Source organism: Achromobacter deleyi, from assembly GCF_013116765.2.
In the GTDB taxonomy this organism is placed as follows: Bacteria; Pseudomonadota; Gammaproteobacteria; order Burkholderiales; family Burkholderiaceae_B; genus Achromobacter; species Achromobacter deleyi_A.
On record NZ_CP074375.1, the window covers coordinates 2,208,104 to 2,223,363 of the forward strand.

A 15,260-nucleotide genomic window follows, 5' to 3' on the forward strand; every position below is an offset into this window, starting at 1 on the left:
TTCCAGCAAGAGAACACGGCTATCATCAGCACTTTGATGACGCGATAACCCCGCCGCCATGCACGCCTTTTACTCTTCGATCCCCGTCCGCGCCGAAGGTTGCGCGCAATGCGCGCCGCTGGAAGATCTTCTGGTCTTCACAGCCGCCGGCGCCGATGCCCTGACCTTTCTGCATGGCCAGCTGACGCAGGACGTCACGGGCCTGCCCGCCGACGCCGCCCGCCTGGCCGGCTACTGCACCGCCAAGGGCCGGCTGCTGGCCACGCTGGTAATGTGGCGCGGCGCCCCCGCCGATGCGCAAGACGCTCCCCAGTTCTACGGCATGGTCCGCCAGGACCTGTCCCAGGCTCTGCTCAAGCGCCTGTCGATGTTCGTGCTGCGCGCCAAGGTCAAGCTGGCCGCCGCGCCGCTGCAGGTGGCCGGCGTCCAGGCGACGCCCGAACAGGCAGCCGCGCTGGAAGCCGTGGCCGGCGCCTTGCCGCGCGCCCCGTGGCAACGCGCGGACCTGCCATCCGGCACCTGGATCGCCGCGCCGTCGGCCGACACGCGCCTGCGCTGGTGGTGGATCGCGTCCGACGCGCAGCTGGCGCAATCCGCCGCGCTGACTCAGGCGCTTGGCCTGGCGTCCGCGGAACACTGGCATGCGGCCGATCTGGCCGCCGGCATTCCCTGGATCGCCGCGGCCACCCAGGACGTATTCATCCCGCAAACCGTCAACCTGGACCTGATCCAGGGCGTCAGCTTCACCAAGGGTTGCTATCCCGGCCAGGAAGTCGTGGCCCGCAGCCACTATCGCGGCACCGTCAAGCGCCGCATGGCGTACGGCACCGTCGCCGACGCCGGCCTGCAGTCCGCGGCGCTGGCCGGGGTGGATGTGTTTGACGCGGCGCAGCCCGGCGAACCCATCGGCCGCGTGGTGCAGGCCGCCAGCGATCAGGGCGTGGTGTCGGTGCTGTTCGAAACCACCCTGGCCGCGCTGCCGGAAGGCGATCTGCGCCTGAACACCGCCGACGGTCCGCGCATCGCCGCCGCGCCGCTGCCCTACTCGATCACCCCCTAGACCCCCGAGGCGCCGGCGGCCCTAGACCGCCACGCCGAACAGCGCGCCCACGCCCGCCGTCACAGCCATCGCCGCCGCCCCCAGCACCGTCACGCGCAGCGTGGCGGGCAGCTTGGGCGCGCCGCCTGCTTTCGCGGCCATGGCGCCCAGGGCGGCCAGGCAAAGCACCGACGCGCCGATCACCCAGCCGATCAGCTGCGGCACGGGCGCCGTCGCGGCCACGGCCAGCGGCACCGCGGCGCCCCCGGCGAAGGACGCGGCCGAAGCCAGCGCCGCCTGCACCGGTTGCGCACGGTTGTGCATGGAGATGCCGAGTTCATCGCGCGCATGCGCGTCGAGCGCATCATGACTGGTCAGCTGGCGGGCCACCTGCTGCGCAAGGTCGCGCGTCAGCCCCCTGGAAACGTAGATATCGACCAGTTCCGCCAGTTCTTCACTGGAATTGCGCTTGAGCGAGCGCTGCTCCAGGCGCAGGTCGGCGGCCTCGGTGTCCGCCTGCGACCGCACCGACACATATTCCCCCGCCGCCATCGACAGCGCGCCCGCCACCAGGCCCGCCAGGCCGGACGTCAGGATGGCGCCATGCGAGGCCTGGGCGGCCGCCACGCCGGTGATCAGGCTGGCCGTGGACACGATGCCGTCGTTTGCGCCCAGCACCGCGGCGCGCAGCCAGTTACTGCGAAAAATCCGATGATGTTCTTTTGCAGGCATTGCCAGAAACCCATGCGACGCGCGACAGGCGCGCGGCGCGCCGGGCCGGAGGGCCGGACGCGCCACGCGCGGAGTTCATCGCGGCGTCACGCGTACCGCGGTAAGCAAGCCTATCACGCACAGCGTGGCCTGCTCGCCGTCGTAAGCGTGCATCTCGACCTGGCAGACCGACAGGCGCTTGCCGGGCTTGACCACGCGGCCGCTGGCCACGAAGCGATCGCCCTTGGCGGGCGCCAGGAAGTTCATCTTGAACTCCGACGTCAGCACGTCCTCGCCCGGACCGAACAGCGTGAACGCGGCATAGCCGCCCGCGCTGTCGGCGATGGTGGTGGATATGCCCGCATGCAGGAAGCCGTTCTGCTGGCACAGGTCGGCCCGGTAAGGCAGGACGATGTCCACCCTGCCGGGTTCCACTACGCCCAGTTCGGCGCCCAGCAGGGCCATGATGCTCTGCCGGCCGAAACTGGCTCCGACCCGCCCGGCCGGGTCCGTGGACGACTGGTGTTCCGCCATGTCAGTCCTGCTCGCGCTTGACCAGATTGACGATGCTGGAGAAATCCAGCTTGCCGGAACCGCCCGAACTGTGCAGCGAATACAGATTGCGGGCCAGTTCGCCCAGCGGGATGGAGGCGCGCGCCGACAGGGCCGCCTCGGCCGCCAGGCCCAGGTCCTTGAGCATCAGGTCCACGCCGAAACCGCCGGCGTAGCCCTTGGACGCCGGCGCGTGGTCCATCACGCCGGGCCAGGGGTTGTAGAGTTCGGTGGCCCAGTTGCGGCCCGAGCTCTTGGCGATGATGTCCGAAAGCACCTTGGGATCCAGGCCGTTGGCCACGCCCAGCGCCAGCGCCTCGGAGGTGCCCGCCATCAGGATGCCCAACAGCATGTTGTTGCAGATCTTGGCCACCTGGCCGGCGCCCGCCGGGCCCGCGTGGAAAATGTTCTTGCCCATCTTTTCCAGCACGGGGCGGGCGCGCTCCAGCGCGGGGGCCGTGCCGCCCACGATGAAGGTCAAGGTGCCCGCGGCCGCGCCGCCGGTGCCGCCAGAGACCGGCGCGTCGATCATGGTGATGCCGCGCACCTCGGCCGCCTGGGCCACCTTGCGCGCCGAGTCCGGCGCGATGGTGCTGCATTCGATGACCAGCGCGCTGGACGGGATCTTGCCCAGCAGGTCTTCGCCCAGGTACAGGCCTTCGACGTGCTTGCTGGCCGGCAGCATGGAAATCACCACCTCGGCGCCCTTGACCGCTTCGGACGCGGACGCCGCCGCCGTGGCGCCGGCGTCGGTCAGCAGCTTGACGGCCGCCGGCACCAGGTCGAAGACCTTCAGGCTGTGGCCAGCCTTGACCAGATTCAATGCCATGGGCGCGCCCATGTTGCCCAAACCGATAAACGCGATGCTGCTCATGATGTCTTGTCTCCTGTTGCTATTGCTGTAGGTATGGATTCATCGTGATGTGCGGGGCGCGGGTGGCTGGCCCGGGGGCCAGCCGGCGGATCAGCGCCCTTCCTGGCCCAGGTCGGCCAGCGGATGCGGCTCGCCCTCGGGCCACGGTTCTTCAAAGAACTTCTGCACCCAGGCATCGGTCGCCATGTCCAGGACGGCCGGGTTCCAGCGTGGCTTCTTGTCCTTGTCGATCAGCAGCGCGCGGATGCCTTCGGCAAAATCGCCGTGCGCCGTGCAGGCCAGCGCCGCGATGTACTCGGCGCGGAACACGTCGTCCAGCGAACGCAGGCGCGTGCGCTGCTGCAGCGCGAAGGCCAGGCGCACCGAACCCGGCGAACCCGCCAGCATCGTGTTTGCCGCCCGCGCCAGCCAGGGATCCTCGTGCCCCTTCAACAGCGCCAGTTCCTCGAAAATCTCGTCCAGCCGGTTCCCGTTGCACAGGTTGTTGATCAGGAACGAATGCTGGCGCAGGGGGCCCGGCTCCAGCGGAGCCCGCGGCTCCAGCGCCGTCAGCGCGCGGCGCAGCAGGCCGTCATTGATGGAGCGCGGAGGAAGGGCTCCATCGGAGGCGCCCGAGGCCTGGCCGGCCCAGGGCTGCTCTTGCAGCGAGGCCAGCAGCGCCGGCCAGTCGGCGTGGTTCAGGCGGAAGTCCGCCAGGCCCGCGAAGAACGCATCGGCGGTATTCAGATGCGCGCCCGTCAGGGCCAGGAACACGCCGCTGCGGCCCGGCATGCGGTTCAGCAACCAGCTGCCCCCCACGTCCGGGAACAGGCCGATGGAAACTTCCGGCATCGCCAGGCGCGAGCTTTCGCTGACGACTCGATGGCTTGCTCCCATCATCAGGCCGATGCCACCGCCCATGACAATGCCATGGCCCCAGCACAGCACGGGTTTTGGATAGGTGTGGATGCGATAGTCCAGCCGGTATTCGTGCTCGAAAAAGCGGCGCGCATAGGCGTTGCTCCAGCCGGACCTGCCTGCGTTTTCAGTCATGCTCCGGTACAAGCCGTGCAGGTCGCCCCCCGCGCAGAACGCCTTTTCGCCCGCGCCCTGCAACACCACCAGGGCGACGCCGGGGTCGCGTGCCCACGCTTCCAGCTGGTCCGCCAGCAGGTCCACCATTTCCAGCGACAGGCCGTTGAGGGTCTGCGGCGCGTTCAGCGTCGCAATCCCGAAGCGCATTCCATTGGCGGCGGATCTTTCTTCGAACAACACCGGTGCATTCATCTTATGTCGGCTCCTTTTTCCAACAGTTGGCGGGCAATGATCACGCGCATGATCTCGTTGGTGCCCTCCAGAATCTGATGAACGCGAGTATCGCGCACCAGACGCTCCAAGGGATAGTCCTTCAAGTATCCATAGCCGCCATGAATCTGTTGCGCGTCCAGGCAGATCTGGAAGCCCATGTCGGTCGCGAAGCGCTTGGCCATCGCGCAGTAGGTCGCCGCGTCCGGCGCGCCGGCATCCAGCTTGCATGCCGCCAGACGGACCATCTGGCGTGCCGCCACCAGGTGGGTCGCCATGTCCGCCAGCTTGAACTGCAGGGCCTGGAACTCGGCGAGCCGGCGGTTGAACTGGCGGCGCTCGTCCATGTAGCGGCGGGCCGCGTCCAGCGCGCCCTGCGCCGCGCCCACCGAGCACGTGCCGATATTGATGCGGCCGCCGTCCAGCCCTTTCATGGCGATCTTGAAGCCCTCGCCCTCCTGGCCGAGCATGTTGGCGGCCGGCACGCGGACATTTTCAAACGTGATGGGACGCGTGGACTGGCTGTTCCAGCCCATCTTCTCTTCCTTGCGGCCGTAACTGATGCCCTCGCTGTCGGCGGGGATGGCGAACGCGCTGATACCGCCCGCGCCCTCGCCCCCCGTGCGCGCCATGACCACCAGCAGGTCCGTGTCGCCGCCGCCGGAAATGAAGGCCTTGGCCCCGTTGACGATGTAGTCGTCGCCCTGGCGCTGCGCCCGCGTCGACAGGGACGCGGCATCCGAGCCCGCGCCCGGCTCGGTCAGGCAGTAGGAAGCCAGCTTCTGGCCGCTGGCCAGCAAGGGGCCCCAGGCTTCGCGCAGGCCCGGCTGGCCCCACTTGCCGACCATCCAGGTAGCCATGTTGTGGATCGTCAGGAACGCCGTGGTGGATGGATCCACCGCCGCCATTTCCTCGAACACCAGCGTGGCGTCCAGTCGCGGCAGACCCAGGCCGCCGATGTCCTCGCTGGCGTAGATGGCGCAAAAGCCCAACTCGCCCGCCCGGGCGAACGCTGCGCGCGGAAATATGCCCTCGGCGTCCCAATGCGCCGCGTTCGGCGCCAGTTCGCCCTCGGCGTAGTCGCGCGCGGCCTGCGCGAACGCGCGCTGCTCGTCGGTCAGTTCCAAGTCCACAGCCTGTCTCCTGTTGTATTGAGTATTGTCTGTTGGCGTTGCTGCCGTCTCGTGAACGCCAGCCCGTCGATTTTGACATGACGTTGACGTAAACGTAAGCGGGAATCCGGCTTTATGTTACGCCCGAAGCGGCGGCACGATTTGTCTTATTGATGACAATGTACGGCGCGGGACGAAGCCGCCGGGAAGGCGCCCGGGCAGGCGCCTACAGCAGTCCGGCGGGGCGCACCCTGCCGTTTCTGGCCGTCTTGGCTCGGCGGTGCTCGGCGCGGCGGCGGCGCGATTCCTTGGGATCGAAGCTCAGGCCGCGATAGACCTCCACGCGGTCGCCGTCGGCCAGGCGCGCCTGCGGCTCGGTGGCGCGACCAAAGATGCCCACGCCCCGCTCCCAGGGCTGGACGACCGGGAAGGCCTGGGCAAAGCCGCTGGCCGCCAGCGCGTCCTCGACGGTGGCGCCCTCCGGCAGCCGCAGTTCCCGCAGCCACACGTGCCCAGGCAAGGCGTAGCAGACAGTGACGCCGATCTGCCCCGCCGCGGACGGCTCATTCGCCATACTTGGCCTGCGCGCGCTTGGTGAAGGAATCGATGAAGCTGGTCGCGATGCGGTTGAACACCGGCCCCACCACCATTTCCAGGGCGCGGTTGGAAAACGCGTACTCCATGGTGAACAGCACCTTGCAGGCGTCTTCGGCCAGGGGCTGGAACACCCAATGCCCCACCAGGCTGGAGAACGGGCCATCCACCAGTTCCAGATCGATCCGGTCGGGATAGACGTGGGTATTGCGCGTGGTGAAGCGCTGCTTCATCCCTGCGAAACTGATCAGGATGGAAGCCTGCATGCCGTGTTCGTCGCGAGTCTGCACCTCGGCTCCGCCGCACCACGGCATGAACTCGGGGTACTTCTCCACGTCGGCGACCAGGTCGAACATCTGGGCGGCGCTGTAGGGCACCAGGACGGATCGTTGTACTTTGTGCATCGACTATCGCAAATGGCTAGAATGGCAAGATTTTACCGGCACAGCACGACCTGGACCTAAAAACAGGCAAAAGCATCGGATTCCTCCAAGCGGGATCCCAAGCAAAAAGGCTTTATGAGCATTATCGACAATCGCAAGGCCACGCACGACTATTTCATCGAAGACCGCTACGAGGCTGGCCTTGTCCTGCAAGGCTGGGAAGTCAAGGCGATCCGCGATGGCCGCGTGCAGCTCAAGGAAAGCTATGTCATCGTGCGCGATGGCGAACTGTACCTGCTCGGCATGCACGTGAGCCCCCTGCCCACGGCCTCCACCCATATCCACCCCGACGCCATGCGCACGCGCAAGCTGCTGCTCAAGGCCGAGGAAATCAGCAAGCTCATCGGCAAGGTCGAGCAGCGCGGCTATACGCTGGTGCCGCTCAACCTGCACTACAAGAACGGGCGCATCAAGCTCGACTTCGCGCTGGGCCGCGGCAAGAAGCTGTTCGACAAGCGCGACACCGCCCGCGAAAAAGACTGGGCGCGCGAAAAGGAACGCATCATGAAGCACGACACGCGAGCCCCGCGCAAGGACAAGGACGATTGATTCACGCGGCCACGGACAGCTGCGGGCGCTCCGCTTCCTGGCCGGGGCCGACGATGCGGTTGCGCCCCGCCGACTTGGCCGCATAGAGCTTGCGGTCGGTCCGCTCGAAGAACGCCTGCAGGTTCTCGCCGGGCACCCAGTCCTCCACCCCCGCGCTGAACGTATACGAGATGGTGCTGCCGCCGTGCGCGCAAGGCGTGCGGCGCACCGAATCCAGCAGCCGCCCCGCCACTTCCATCACCGCATCGCTGCGCATGTCGGCGAACAGCACGCCGAACTCCTCGCCGCCCACCCGCCCGACATGGTCGCCCGTGCGCAAGGTCGCGGTGGCCAGCAGGCCGAAATGGCGCAGCACCGCGTCGCCGGCCGCGTGGCCGTGCGTATCGTTGATGCGCTTGAAATGGTCGATGTCCAGCAGCAATAGCGTCAGCGGACGCCGCATGCGCAAAGCCTGGGCACAGTAGCGCTCGGCCTGCATCCACCAGGCCTTGCGCGACATCAGGCCGGTCAGGAAGTCGGTGTTGGCCTCCTGCTCGCGGTCGGCCAGCATGCGGTCATGGATGATCATGATGGTGCCCAGCGTCAGGCATGGCATGACCAGCACGCCCAGCGTCAGGAACGCGACGTTCCAGGCAGTGGGCTCGAGGAAGGCCGTGGTCAGGGTCAGGTCCAGCAGGTACACCGCCGCGCGCACCGCGCAGACGGCGGCGGATATCAGCGCCACCGCCCACACGAAGCGGTAGCTGTAGCGCGACCGGTGGACGGGCATGTTGCGCTGGACCGTGACGGCCACGCTCAGCATGAAGCCCATCTGCAGGAGCGACATCGCCACGATGCGCGGGCCGACCCGCCAGTGCACATAGGTGTAGACCACCAGGACCGACAGCGCCGCAACGCAGCCCAGCACCATGAGATGCCGCGGCACCGCCAGGCCCAGCAGCCTGCGCACGCCTGCGTAGTAGGCGCAAAGCGCCAGGGCGATGGCCGTGTTGGGCACCAGGATGGACAGCCACAGCGGCGCCTCGGTGTTCTGCAGCGCAAATGTGGAAAACGCCAACAGCGTGAGCAAGTTGGCGCGTATGGTCTCGCGGATGCCGGCCATGCCGCTGCGCGCCAGGGATCCCAGCACGCAGAGGGAAAGCACCCCCGCCAGTGCTGCTATCAAAAGCAAATTAACGGGAGCGATCATGGGCCGGGCGCCGTTGGGCGCGGTGTCAGGTGTTACGCGTGGATTTCACGATGGTCATGGCGGAGGCGATCATGCCGCCGACGTCAGCCAGGTTGGCCGGCAGGATCAGCGTGTTGCCTTCCTTGGCCACGTTGCCGAACGCCTCGACATAGCGCTCGGCCACCTTCAGGTTCACCGCTTCCATGCCGCCGGGCTGACGGACCGCATCGGCCACCTGCGTGATCGCTTTGGCGGTGGCCTCGGCAATCGCCAGCACCGCGGCGGCTTCGCCCTGGGCCTGGTTGATCTGCGCCTGCTTCTCGCCTTCGGAACGGGCAATCGCGGCTTCGCGTTCGCCGGTGGCGATGTTGATCTGTTCCTGGCGGCGGCCCTCGGACGCCGCGATCAGCGCGCGCTTCTCGCGTTCAGCGGTGATCTGCGCCTGCATCGAACGCAGGATCTCGTTCGGCGGCGTCAAGTCCTTGATCTCGTAGCGCAGCACCTTCACGCCCCAGTTCAGCGCCGCTTCGTCCAGCGAGGAGACGATGTTGCTGTTGATGGAATCGCGCTCTTCGAAGGTGCGGTCCAGTTCCATCTTGCCGATGACCGAACGCAAGGTGGTCTGAGCCAGCTGCGTGATTGCCGAAATGTAGTTCGACGAGCCGTAGGATGCGCGCATCGGGTCCGTGACCTGGAAATACAGCACGCCGTCGACCTGCAATTGCGTGTTGTCGCGCGTAATGCAGACCTGGCTGGGCACGTCCAGCGGGATTTCCTTGAGCGAGTGCTTATAGGAGATGCGCTCGATGAAAGGAATGACAAAGCCGGCGCCGGGCGACAGGACGCGGTCGAACTTGCCCAGCCGCTCAACCACCCAGGCATGCTGCTGGGGCACGATGGCGATCGCCCTGATGACGATCAGGATCGCCAGCGCAACGATGACGAGCAGGACGATAGTGGAAGTATCGATCATGATTTGAAGCCTCTTTTCGGGTAAATGCGCCGGCGGTCCCCGCCATGCCGGCCAGGGCGCCAACGGCTGCCCGCGCCGCTGCGCGGGCCGGTTCTGCTATGCCGAGCCGGGTGCGCCCTTGGGGGCCAGCACCAGGATCGAGCCGCGCAATTCGGTAATGATGTGTTCGCCGGCCTGGGGCGCGTGTCCCGCCGCCAGTTCGGCCTGCCAATGCGCACCCCGGTACCAGACGCGCGCCGTGCCGCTGTCGGACCAGGCCTCGACCGCGACGGTCTGGCCGATGTCCATGATGACGTCGGCGTTGCGGGCCGAATTGACCTCACGCTTCTTCAGGACACGGGTCTTGCGCAACACCAGCAAGCCCAGCAGCAGCACCAGGCCGCAAGCCACCAGTTCCCATTGCAGGCCGGCGCCGAACCAGGCGGCGATTCCGCCTGCGGCCAATCCCAGGGCGACCAGCAGCAAATAGAAGGTTCCCGTCGCCAGTTCCCCGATGAGGGCCAGCGCGGCCAATCCCAGCCATATCCACATAGTGTTCAGATCGCCTGTAAGGATGAGTCTCTGAGCGGATTGTACGTATTTCCGGGACGGAAGGGGTAAAGCCAATCGCATCATGAACAATAGCGCTGCATTATGATGTGCTCTGGCGCACGCGATCCGCTGGACCGCCGCGCCGCTCTCTTTAACGCACAAGCCTCCATGACCGCCGCAACTCCTTCTGCTCTTCCCGTCCTGATCCTGCACACCGGCGATCCTGACGACACGCTCAAAAGCCAGTTCGGCGGTTATGCCGAACAACTCGCGCTAGCCGCCGGCCTGACGCCCGACGAGACCGAAGTCGTGGCCGTCTATGAAGGCCAGCGCCCGCAGGCGCCCGCCCGGTATCGCGCCGCCCTCATCACCGGTTCGCCCGCGATGGTCTCCGACAAGGAACCCTGGAGCGAAGACGCCGCCGCCTGGCTGCGCGACGCCACCGCCGCGGAGCTGCCCATGTTCGGCGTGTGCTACGGCCACCAGTTGCTGGCGCACGCGCTGGGCGGCAAGGTCGGCTACAACCCGTCCGGACGCGAAGTGGGCACCCAGACCGTCGAATTGCTGCCGGCTGCCGCCGGCGACAAGCTGCTGGCCGGCGTGCCGTCCACCTTCCCCGCCCAGATGCTGCACGCGCAGACCGTGCTGCAGCCGCCGCCCGGCGCGGCGGTGCTGGCGCGCTCGGACCTGGACGAACACCAGATGATCCGCATCGGCCGCAATGTGTTCTCCACCCAGTTCCATCCTGAATTCGGCCCGGACTTCATCCGCGCCCACCTGGAGCGTTTTGGCCGCCGCTACGCCGCCGAGAACCTCGACGTGCCGGGACTCGCCGCCAACGTGCGGGCCACGCCGGTGGCGGGCGATCTGCTGCGCCGTTTCCTGGAGGCCTACGCCCCCGCCTAGGACCTGCTCGCGCTTTCCGCTCCGCAACAAGCGGAGTGCGGCGCCTGGCGGGCCTTGAGACGATAGGGGCCAGTACCCAATCACGCGCAAGTCAGGAGTTCCCCATGAGCCCAGCCGCCGCCCCCTTGAACAATCAGCACACCGCCGCCGTCGAGCGCGCCTGCCGCGCGCTGGAAGCCGAGCAACCGCCCGATCTGTCCACGCTGGCCGAACAGGCCGGCATGAGCCGGTTTCATTTCCATCGGGTCTTCAAGGCCGCCACGGGCATTACGCCCAAGGCCTACGCCAATGCCCTGCGCGCCAGCCGCGCGCGCCAGCAACTCAAGCAAAGCGCCAGCGTCACCGATGCCATGTACGACGCCGGCTTCAATTCCAGCGGGCGCTTCTACGAAGCCGCGCCCGCCATCCTGGGCATGACGCCCACCGCCTTTCGCAAGAATGGCGAAGGCGTGGACATCCGCTTCGCCGTGGCCCAGTGTTCGCTCGGCGCCCTGCTGGTGGCGGCAAGCAGCACAGGCATCTGCGAGATCGCCCTGGACGAAGATCCGGACCAGCTCGTCAGGAACCTCCAGGACCGCTTCAAGGCCGCCCGCCTGATCGGCGCCGACCCGGGATTCGAAAGCTGGGTGGCCGCCGTGGTCGGCTTCGTCGAAGACCCTTCGCGCGGCCTGGACCTGCCGCTGGACGTGCGCGGCACGGCCTTCCAGCGCAAGGTCTGGGAAGCGCTGTGCGAGATTCCCCTGGGCGCCACAGCCACCTACGCGCAAGTGGCCGAGCGCATCGGCTCGCCCAGAGCCGTGCGCGCCGTGGCCCGCGCCTGCGCCACCAACAACATCGCGCTGGCCATTCCCTGCCACCGCGTGGTGCGCACCGACGGCTCGCTGGCCGGGTACCGCTGGGGCATCGAGCGCAAGCGCGAACTCATCGCCCGCGAGGCGCAGGCGGCCTGACGCCGCCCTGCCCGTTCCACCCGCGCAAGAAAAAAGCCCCGCGCCTTCCCAGGCGCGGGGCTTTTCTTGATCAGCCAGACGATCAGTTCTTGGCCAGGCGCTGCCAGGTATCGACAACGGTGTCCGGATTCAGCGACATCGACAGGATGCCCTCATCCTTCAGCCATTGCGCGAAATCCGGGTGGTCGCTGGGGCCTTGGCCGCAGATGCCCACGTACTTGTTGGCGGCCAGGCAAGCCTTGATCGCGCGGCGCAGCATGAACTTCACGGCCTCGTCGCGTTCGTCGAAGTCGGCGGCCAGCAGTTCCATGCCCGAATCGCGGTCCAGGCCCAGCGTGAGCTGGGTCATGTCGTTGGAACCGATGGAGAAGCCGTCGAAGAATTGCAGGAATTCTTCGGCCAGGATGGCGTTGGACGGAACTTCGCACATCATGATCAGCTTCAGGCCGTTTTCGCCGCGCGCCAGGCCGTGCTTGGCAAGCAGGTTCACCACCTTCTCTGCCTGGCCCAGGGTACGCACGAAGGGCACCATGATCTCGACGTTGGTCAGGCCCATTTCATCGCGCACCTTCTTCAGTGCTTCGCATTCCATGCGGAAGCACTCGGCGAAGTCCTCGGCGATGTAGCGCGACGCGCCGCGGAAGCCCAGCATGGGGTTCTCTTCCTCGGGCTCGTAGCGCGAACCGCCAACCAGCTTGCGGTACTCATTGGACTTGAAGTCCGACATGCGCACGATGACGGGCTTGGGGTAGAAGGCGGCGGCGATCGTTGCCATGCCTTCAGCCATCTTCTCGACGAAGAACGCGCGCGGGCTGGCATGGCCGCGCGCCGCCGATTCCACGGCCTTCTTCAGTTCGCCGTCCACATTCGGGTAGTCCAGGACCGCCTTGGGGTGGATGCCGATGTTGTTGTTGATGATGAATTCCAGACGCGCCAGGCCCACGCCCGAATTGGGGATCTGGGCGAAGTCGAACGCCAGCTGCGGGTTGCCCACGTTCATCATGATCTTCAGATCGATGGCGGGCATGTCGCCGCGGCGCACTTCTTCCACTTCGGTTTCGATCAGGCCGTCATAGATGCGGCCCTCGTCGCCTTCCGCGCAAGACACGGTCACCGCCTGTCCTTCCTTCAGCAGGTCGGTGGCGTTGCCGCAACCCACCACGGCCGGAATGCCCAGTTCGCGCGCGATGATCGCGGCGTGGCAGGTGCGACCGCCGCGGTTCGTCACGATGGCGGCGGCGCGCTTCATCACGGGCTCCCAGTTGGGGTCCGTCATGTCGGTGACCAGCACATCGCCGGGCTGGACCTTGTCCATGTCGGAGATGTCGCCGACCACGCGCACCGGACCCGAACCGATCTTCTGGCCGATCGCGCGGCCGGTGATCAGGACCTGGCCGGTCGCCTTCAGGCGGTAGCGCTGCTGGACGTCGTTCACGCCCTGCTGCGACTTCACCGTTTCCGGGCGCGCCTGCAGGATGTAGATCTTGCCGTCGACACCGTCGCGGCCCCACTCGATGTCCATCGGGCGCTGGTAGTGCTTTTCGATGATGACGGCGTAGCGGGCCAGTTCATTGACCTCGTCGTCGGTCAGCGAATAGCGGTTGCGTTCGGACACGGGCACGTCCACCGTGCGCACGGCGCGGCCTTCGGGACGCTCGGGATCGAATTCCATCTTGATCAGCTTGGAACCGATACGGCGGCCAACGATCGGGAAGTGGCCTTGGGCCAGCGTGGGCTTGAAGACGTAGAACTCGTCGGGGTTGACGGCGCCCTGCACCACGGTTTCGCCCAGGCCATAGGACGAGGTGATGAAGACCACGTCCTGGAAGCCGGATTCGGTGTCGATGGTGAACATCACGCCGGCGCTGCCCTTGTCGGAACGCACCATGCGCTGGATGCCGGCCGACAAGGCGACGTCGGCATGGGCGTAGCCCTTGTGCACGCGATAGGAGATGGCGCGGTCGTTGTACAGCGACGCGAACACGTGGCGGATCTTGTCCAGCACGTCTTCAATGCCGACGACGTTCAGGAAGGTTTCCTGCTGGCCGGCGAACGAGGCGTCGGGCAGGTCTTCGGCCGTGGCCGACGAGCGCACGGCGAACGAACCCTTGCCATCGGCGTCGAGCTTGGCGAAGGCTTCACGGATCTGGGCTTCGAATTCCGGCGAGAACGGCGCATCGACGATCCATTGGCGGATCTGCGCGCCGGCGGTAGCCAGCTCGCGCACGTCTTCGGGGTTCAGCGTGGTCAGGCGTTCAGCGATGCGCTTGTCCAGGCCCGAAGCCTTCAGGAAATCGCGGAAGGCGTCAGCGGTCGTGGCAAAGCCGCCCGGCACGCGGACTCCCGCGCCAGACAGCTGGCTGATCATTTCGCCTAGTGATGCGTTCTTGCCTCCTACCGAGTCCACGTCCGTCATGCGGAGCTGCTCGAACAAAACAACATACGACATTGAAGTCACCTTTTACAATGGAATGAAAGCGAGTTTGGTCAATGCATGAAGAGGGTTGCTTTCAACCGGCTTGAAACCGGCTTGAAGCTGGCAAAAAGCCCGCGTGAAGAACGCTTTTGCGAGCCTTCACGAACACTCTTTCAGACGCTGACCAAACTGGCCTTGGACCGCCCTTGGGGTGACTTATAGGGGCCTGATTGTACTCGGTGGAGTACGTCCGGCCATCTGCCTGGTTGGAATTTTTTACACATGACATCTACCCCTATCGTACGCACGGTATACATCGTTTCCGACAGTACCGGCATCACCGCGGAAACCTTCAGTCAGTCGGTACTTTCGCAGTTCGAGGAGGTCGATTTCAAGCCCATCCGGCTGCCTTTTGTCGACACTCTGGAAAAGGCCGCTGAGGTCGCCATGCGGATCGACCGCAGCGCGCTGGATGCGGGCGTCCCGCCCATCGTCTTCAGCACCCTGGTCAATCCCGAGATCCTGGCGCGCGTTCGCCAGGCGAACGGAATTTTCCTGGACCTGTTCGGCACCTTCGTCAGCCACATCGAGCAGGCGCTGGGCCTGAAGTCCAGCCATTCCATCGGCCGCTCGCACATGCAGGCGAATTCCGAAAAGTACCGCAACCGGATCGACGCCATCAACTTCAGCCTGGCGCATGACGACGGCCAATTCGTGAACCAGCTCGACCAGGCGGACGTGATCCTGGTAGGCGTTTCCCGCTGCGGCAAGACGCCCACCAGCCTGTACCTGGCGATGCAGTACGCCATCAAGGCCGCGAACTTCCCGCTCACGCCCGACGACTTCGAGCGCGGCACCCTGCCCTCCACCATCGCCCCCCACCGCGCCAAGCTGTTCGGCCTGTCCATCCAGCCGGAACGCCTGGCCGAGGTGCGCAACGAGCGCCGGCCCAACAGCCGCTATTCGCAGCTGGAACAGTGCCGCTATGAAGTGGCCGAGGCCGAACGCATGATGCGCCGGGAAGGCATTTCCTGGCTGTCCAGCACCACCAAATCGATCGAAGAAATCGCGACGACGGTGCTGCAGGAAGTGGGGCTGGACCGAGGCTGAGGAAAACGGGGGCATGCCCCTCGTCGCCGCGCAAGACGGGCCGCATTG

The 15,260-nt window shown here is 66.3% G+C and carries 15 protein-coding genes and 1 pseudogene; 5 read left to right on the top strand and 11 right to left on the bottom strand.

Annotated elements, in window-relative coordinates; translation table 11 throughout:
• Positions 1-58 precede the first annotated feature (58 nt).
• Positions 59-1,060: a YgfZ/GcvT domain-containing protein gene (locus tag HLG70_RS09835; protein ID WP_171662727.1), complete on the top strand. Its 1,002-nt coding sequence runs from the start codon at positions 59-61 to the stop codon at positions 1,058-1,060.
• Between the two features lie 21 nt (positions 1,061-1,081).
• Here the strand turns inward: HLG70_RS09835 and HLG70_RS09840 are convergent, their stop codons facing one another.
• The 7 genes from HLG70_RS09840 to HLG70_RS09870 form a co-directional block, all read right to left on the bottom strand.
• On the bottom strand, positions 1,082-1,771 hold the full coding sequence (locus HLG70_RS09840) for a VIT1/CCC1 transporter family protein (protein ID WP_171662726.1): 690 nt from the start codon (positions 1,769-1,771) through the stop codon (positions 1,082-1,084).
• A 75-nt stretch (positions 1,772-1,846) separates the two neighbouring features.
• The gene (locus HLG70_RS09845; protein ID WP_171662725.1) at positions 1,847-2,284 is read right to left on the bottom strand and encodes a PaaI family thioesterase; all 438 of its coding nucleotides are present in this window, start codon (positions 2,282-2,284) and stop codon (positions 1,847-1,849) included.
• 1 nt (position 2,285) lies between these two features.
• Positions 2,286-3,176: a 3-hydroxyisobutyrate dehydrogenase gene (gene mmsB / locus HLG70_RS09850; RefSeq protein WP_171662724.1), complete on the bottom strand. Its 891-nt coding sequence runs from the start codon at positions 3,174-3,176 to the stop codon at positions 2,286-2,288.
• Positions 3,177-3,266: 90 nt separating this feature from the next.
• Positions 3,267-4,442, bottom strand: coding sequence for an enoyl-CoA hydratase/isomerase family protein (locus tag HLG70_RS09855; protein ID WP_171662723.1), 1,176 nt, complete (start codon positions 4,440-4,442; stop codon positions 3,267-3,269).
• The gene (locus HLG70_RS09860) at positions 4,439-5,593 is read right to left on the bottom strand and encodes an acyl-CoA dehydrogenase family protein (protein ID WP_171662722.1); all 1,155 of its coding nucleotides are present in this window, start codon (positions 5,591-5,593) and stop codon (positions 4,439-4,441) included. Before HLG70_RS09860 ends, HLG70_RS09855 begins: the two co-directional genes overlap by 4 nt.
• A gap of 205 nt (positions 5,594-5,798) precedes the next feature.
• Positions 5,799-6,146 carry an RnfH family protein gene (locus HLG70_RS09865; RefSeq protein ID WP_171662721.1) on the bottom strand — a complete coding sequence of 116 codons (348 nt, stop codon included), beginning with the start codon at positions 6,144-6,146 and terminating at the stop codon, positions 5,799-5,801.
• Positions 6,136-6,570, bottom strand: coding sequence for a type II toxin-antitoxin system RatA family toxin (locus HLG70_RS09870; RefSeq protein WP_171662720.1), 435 nt, complete (start codon positions 6,568-6,570; stop codon positions 6,136-6,138). The genes HLG70_RS09865 and HLG70_RS09870 overlap by 11 nt, the downstream gene beginning before the upstream one ends.
• A gap of 108 nt (positions 6,571-6,678) precedes the next feature.
• Between HLG70_RS09870 and smpB the strand changes: the two are divergent.
• Positions 6,679-7,158, top strand: a pseudogene (gene smpB, locus HLG70_RS09875) (SsrA-binding protein SmpB); the annotation flags it as partial.
• A gap of 1 nt (position 7,159) precedes the next feature.
• Here the strand turns inward: smpB and HLG70_RS09880 are convergent.
• The 3 genes from HLG70_RS09880 to HLG70_RS09890 all read right to left on the bottom strand — a co-directional run bounded on the left by HLG70_RS09880 (position 7,160) and on the right by HLG70_RS09890 (position 9,830).
• Complete coding sequence (locus HLG70_RS09880) at positions 7,160-8,347, bottom strand: GGDEF domain-containing protein (protein ID WP_171662719.1); 1,188 nt, start codon at positions 8,345-8,347, stop codon at positions 7,160-7,162.
• A 25-nt stretch (positions 8,348-8,372) separates the two neighbouring features.
• Positions 8,373-9,299 carry an SPFH domain-containing protein gene (locus HLG70_RS09885; RefSeq protein ID WP_057284489.1) on the bottom strand — a complete coding sequence of 309 codons (927 nt, stop codon included), beginning with the start codon at positions 9,297-9,299 and terminating at the stop codon, positions 8,373-8,375.
• A 96-nt stretch (positions 9,300-9,395) separates the two neighbouring features.
• Positions 9,396-9,830, bottom strand: a complete 435-nt coding sequence (locus tag HLG70_RS09890; RefSeq protein ID WP_171662718.1) for an NfeD family protein — start codon at positions 9,828-9,830, stop codon at positions 9,396-9,398.
• Positions 9,831-9,998: 168 nt separating this feature from the next.
• On the opposite strand from HLG70_RS09890, the gene HLG70_RS09895 reads away from it, so the two are divergent.
• Together HLG70_RS09895 and HLG70_RS09900 are read left to right on the top strand one after the other, a co-directional pair.
• Positions 9,999-10,736, top strand: a complete 738-nt coding sequence (locus HLG70_RS09895; RefSeq protein ID WP_171662717.1) for a glutamine amidotransferase — start codon at positions 9,999-10,001, stop codon at positions 10,734-10,736.
• A 104-nt stretch (positions 10,737-10,840) separates the two neighbouring features.
• Entirely contained in the window at positions 10,841-11,686 is an 846-nt protein-coding gene (locus HLG70_RS09900; RefSeq protein WP_171662716.1) for a bifunctional transcriptional activator/DNA repair enzyme AdaA, read from the top strand.
• Positions 11,687-11,768: 82 nt separating this feature from the next.
• Here the strand turns inward: HLG70_RS09900 and ppsA are convergent, their stop codons facing one another.
• Positions 11,769-14,135 carry a phosphoenolpyruvate synthase gene (gene ppsA / locus HLG70_RS09905; protein WP_171662715.1) on the bottom strand — a complete coding sequence of 789 codons (2,367 nt, stop codon included), beginning with the start codon at positions 14,133-14,135 and terminating at the stop codon, positions 11,769-11,771.
• 249 nt (positions 14,136-14,384) lie between these two features.
• Between ppsA and ppsR the strand changes: the two genes are divergently transcribed.
• Entirely contained in the window at positions 14,385-15,212 is an 828-nt protein-coding gene (ppsR, locus tag HLG70_RS09910) for a posphoenolpyruvate synthetase regulatory kinase/phosphorylase PpsR (RefSeq protein ID WP_171662714.1), read from the top strand.
• Positions 15,213-15,260: the final 48 nt, after the last annotated feature.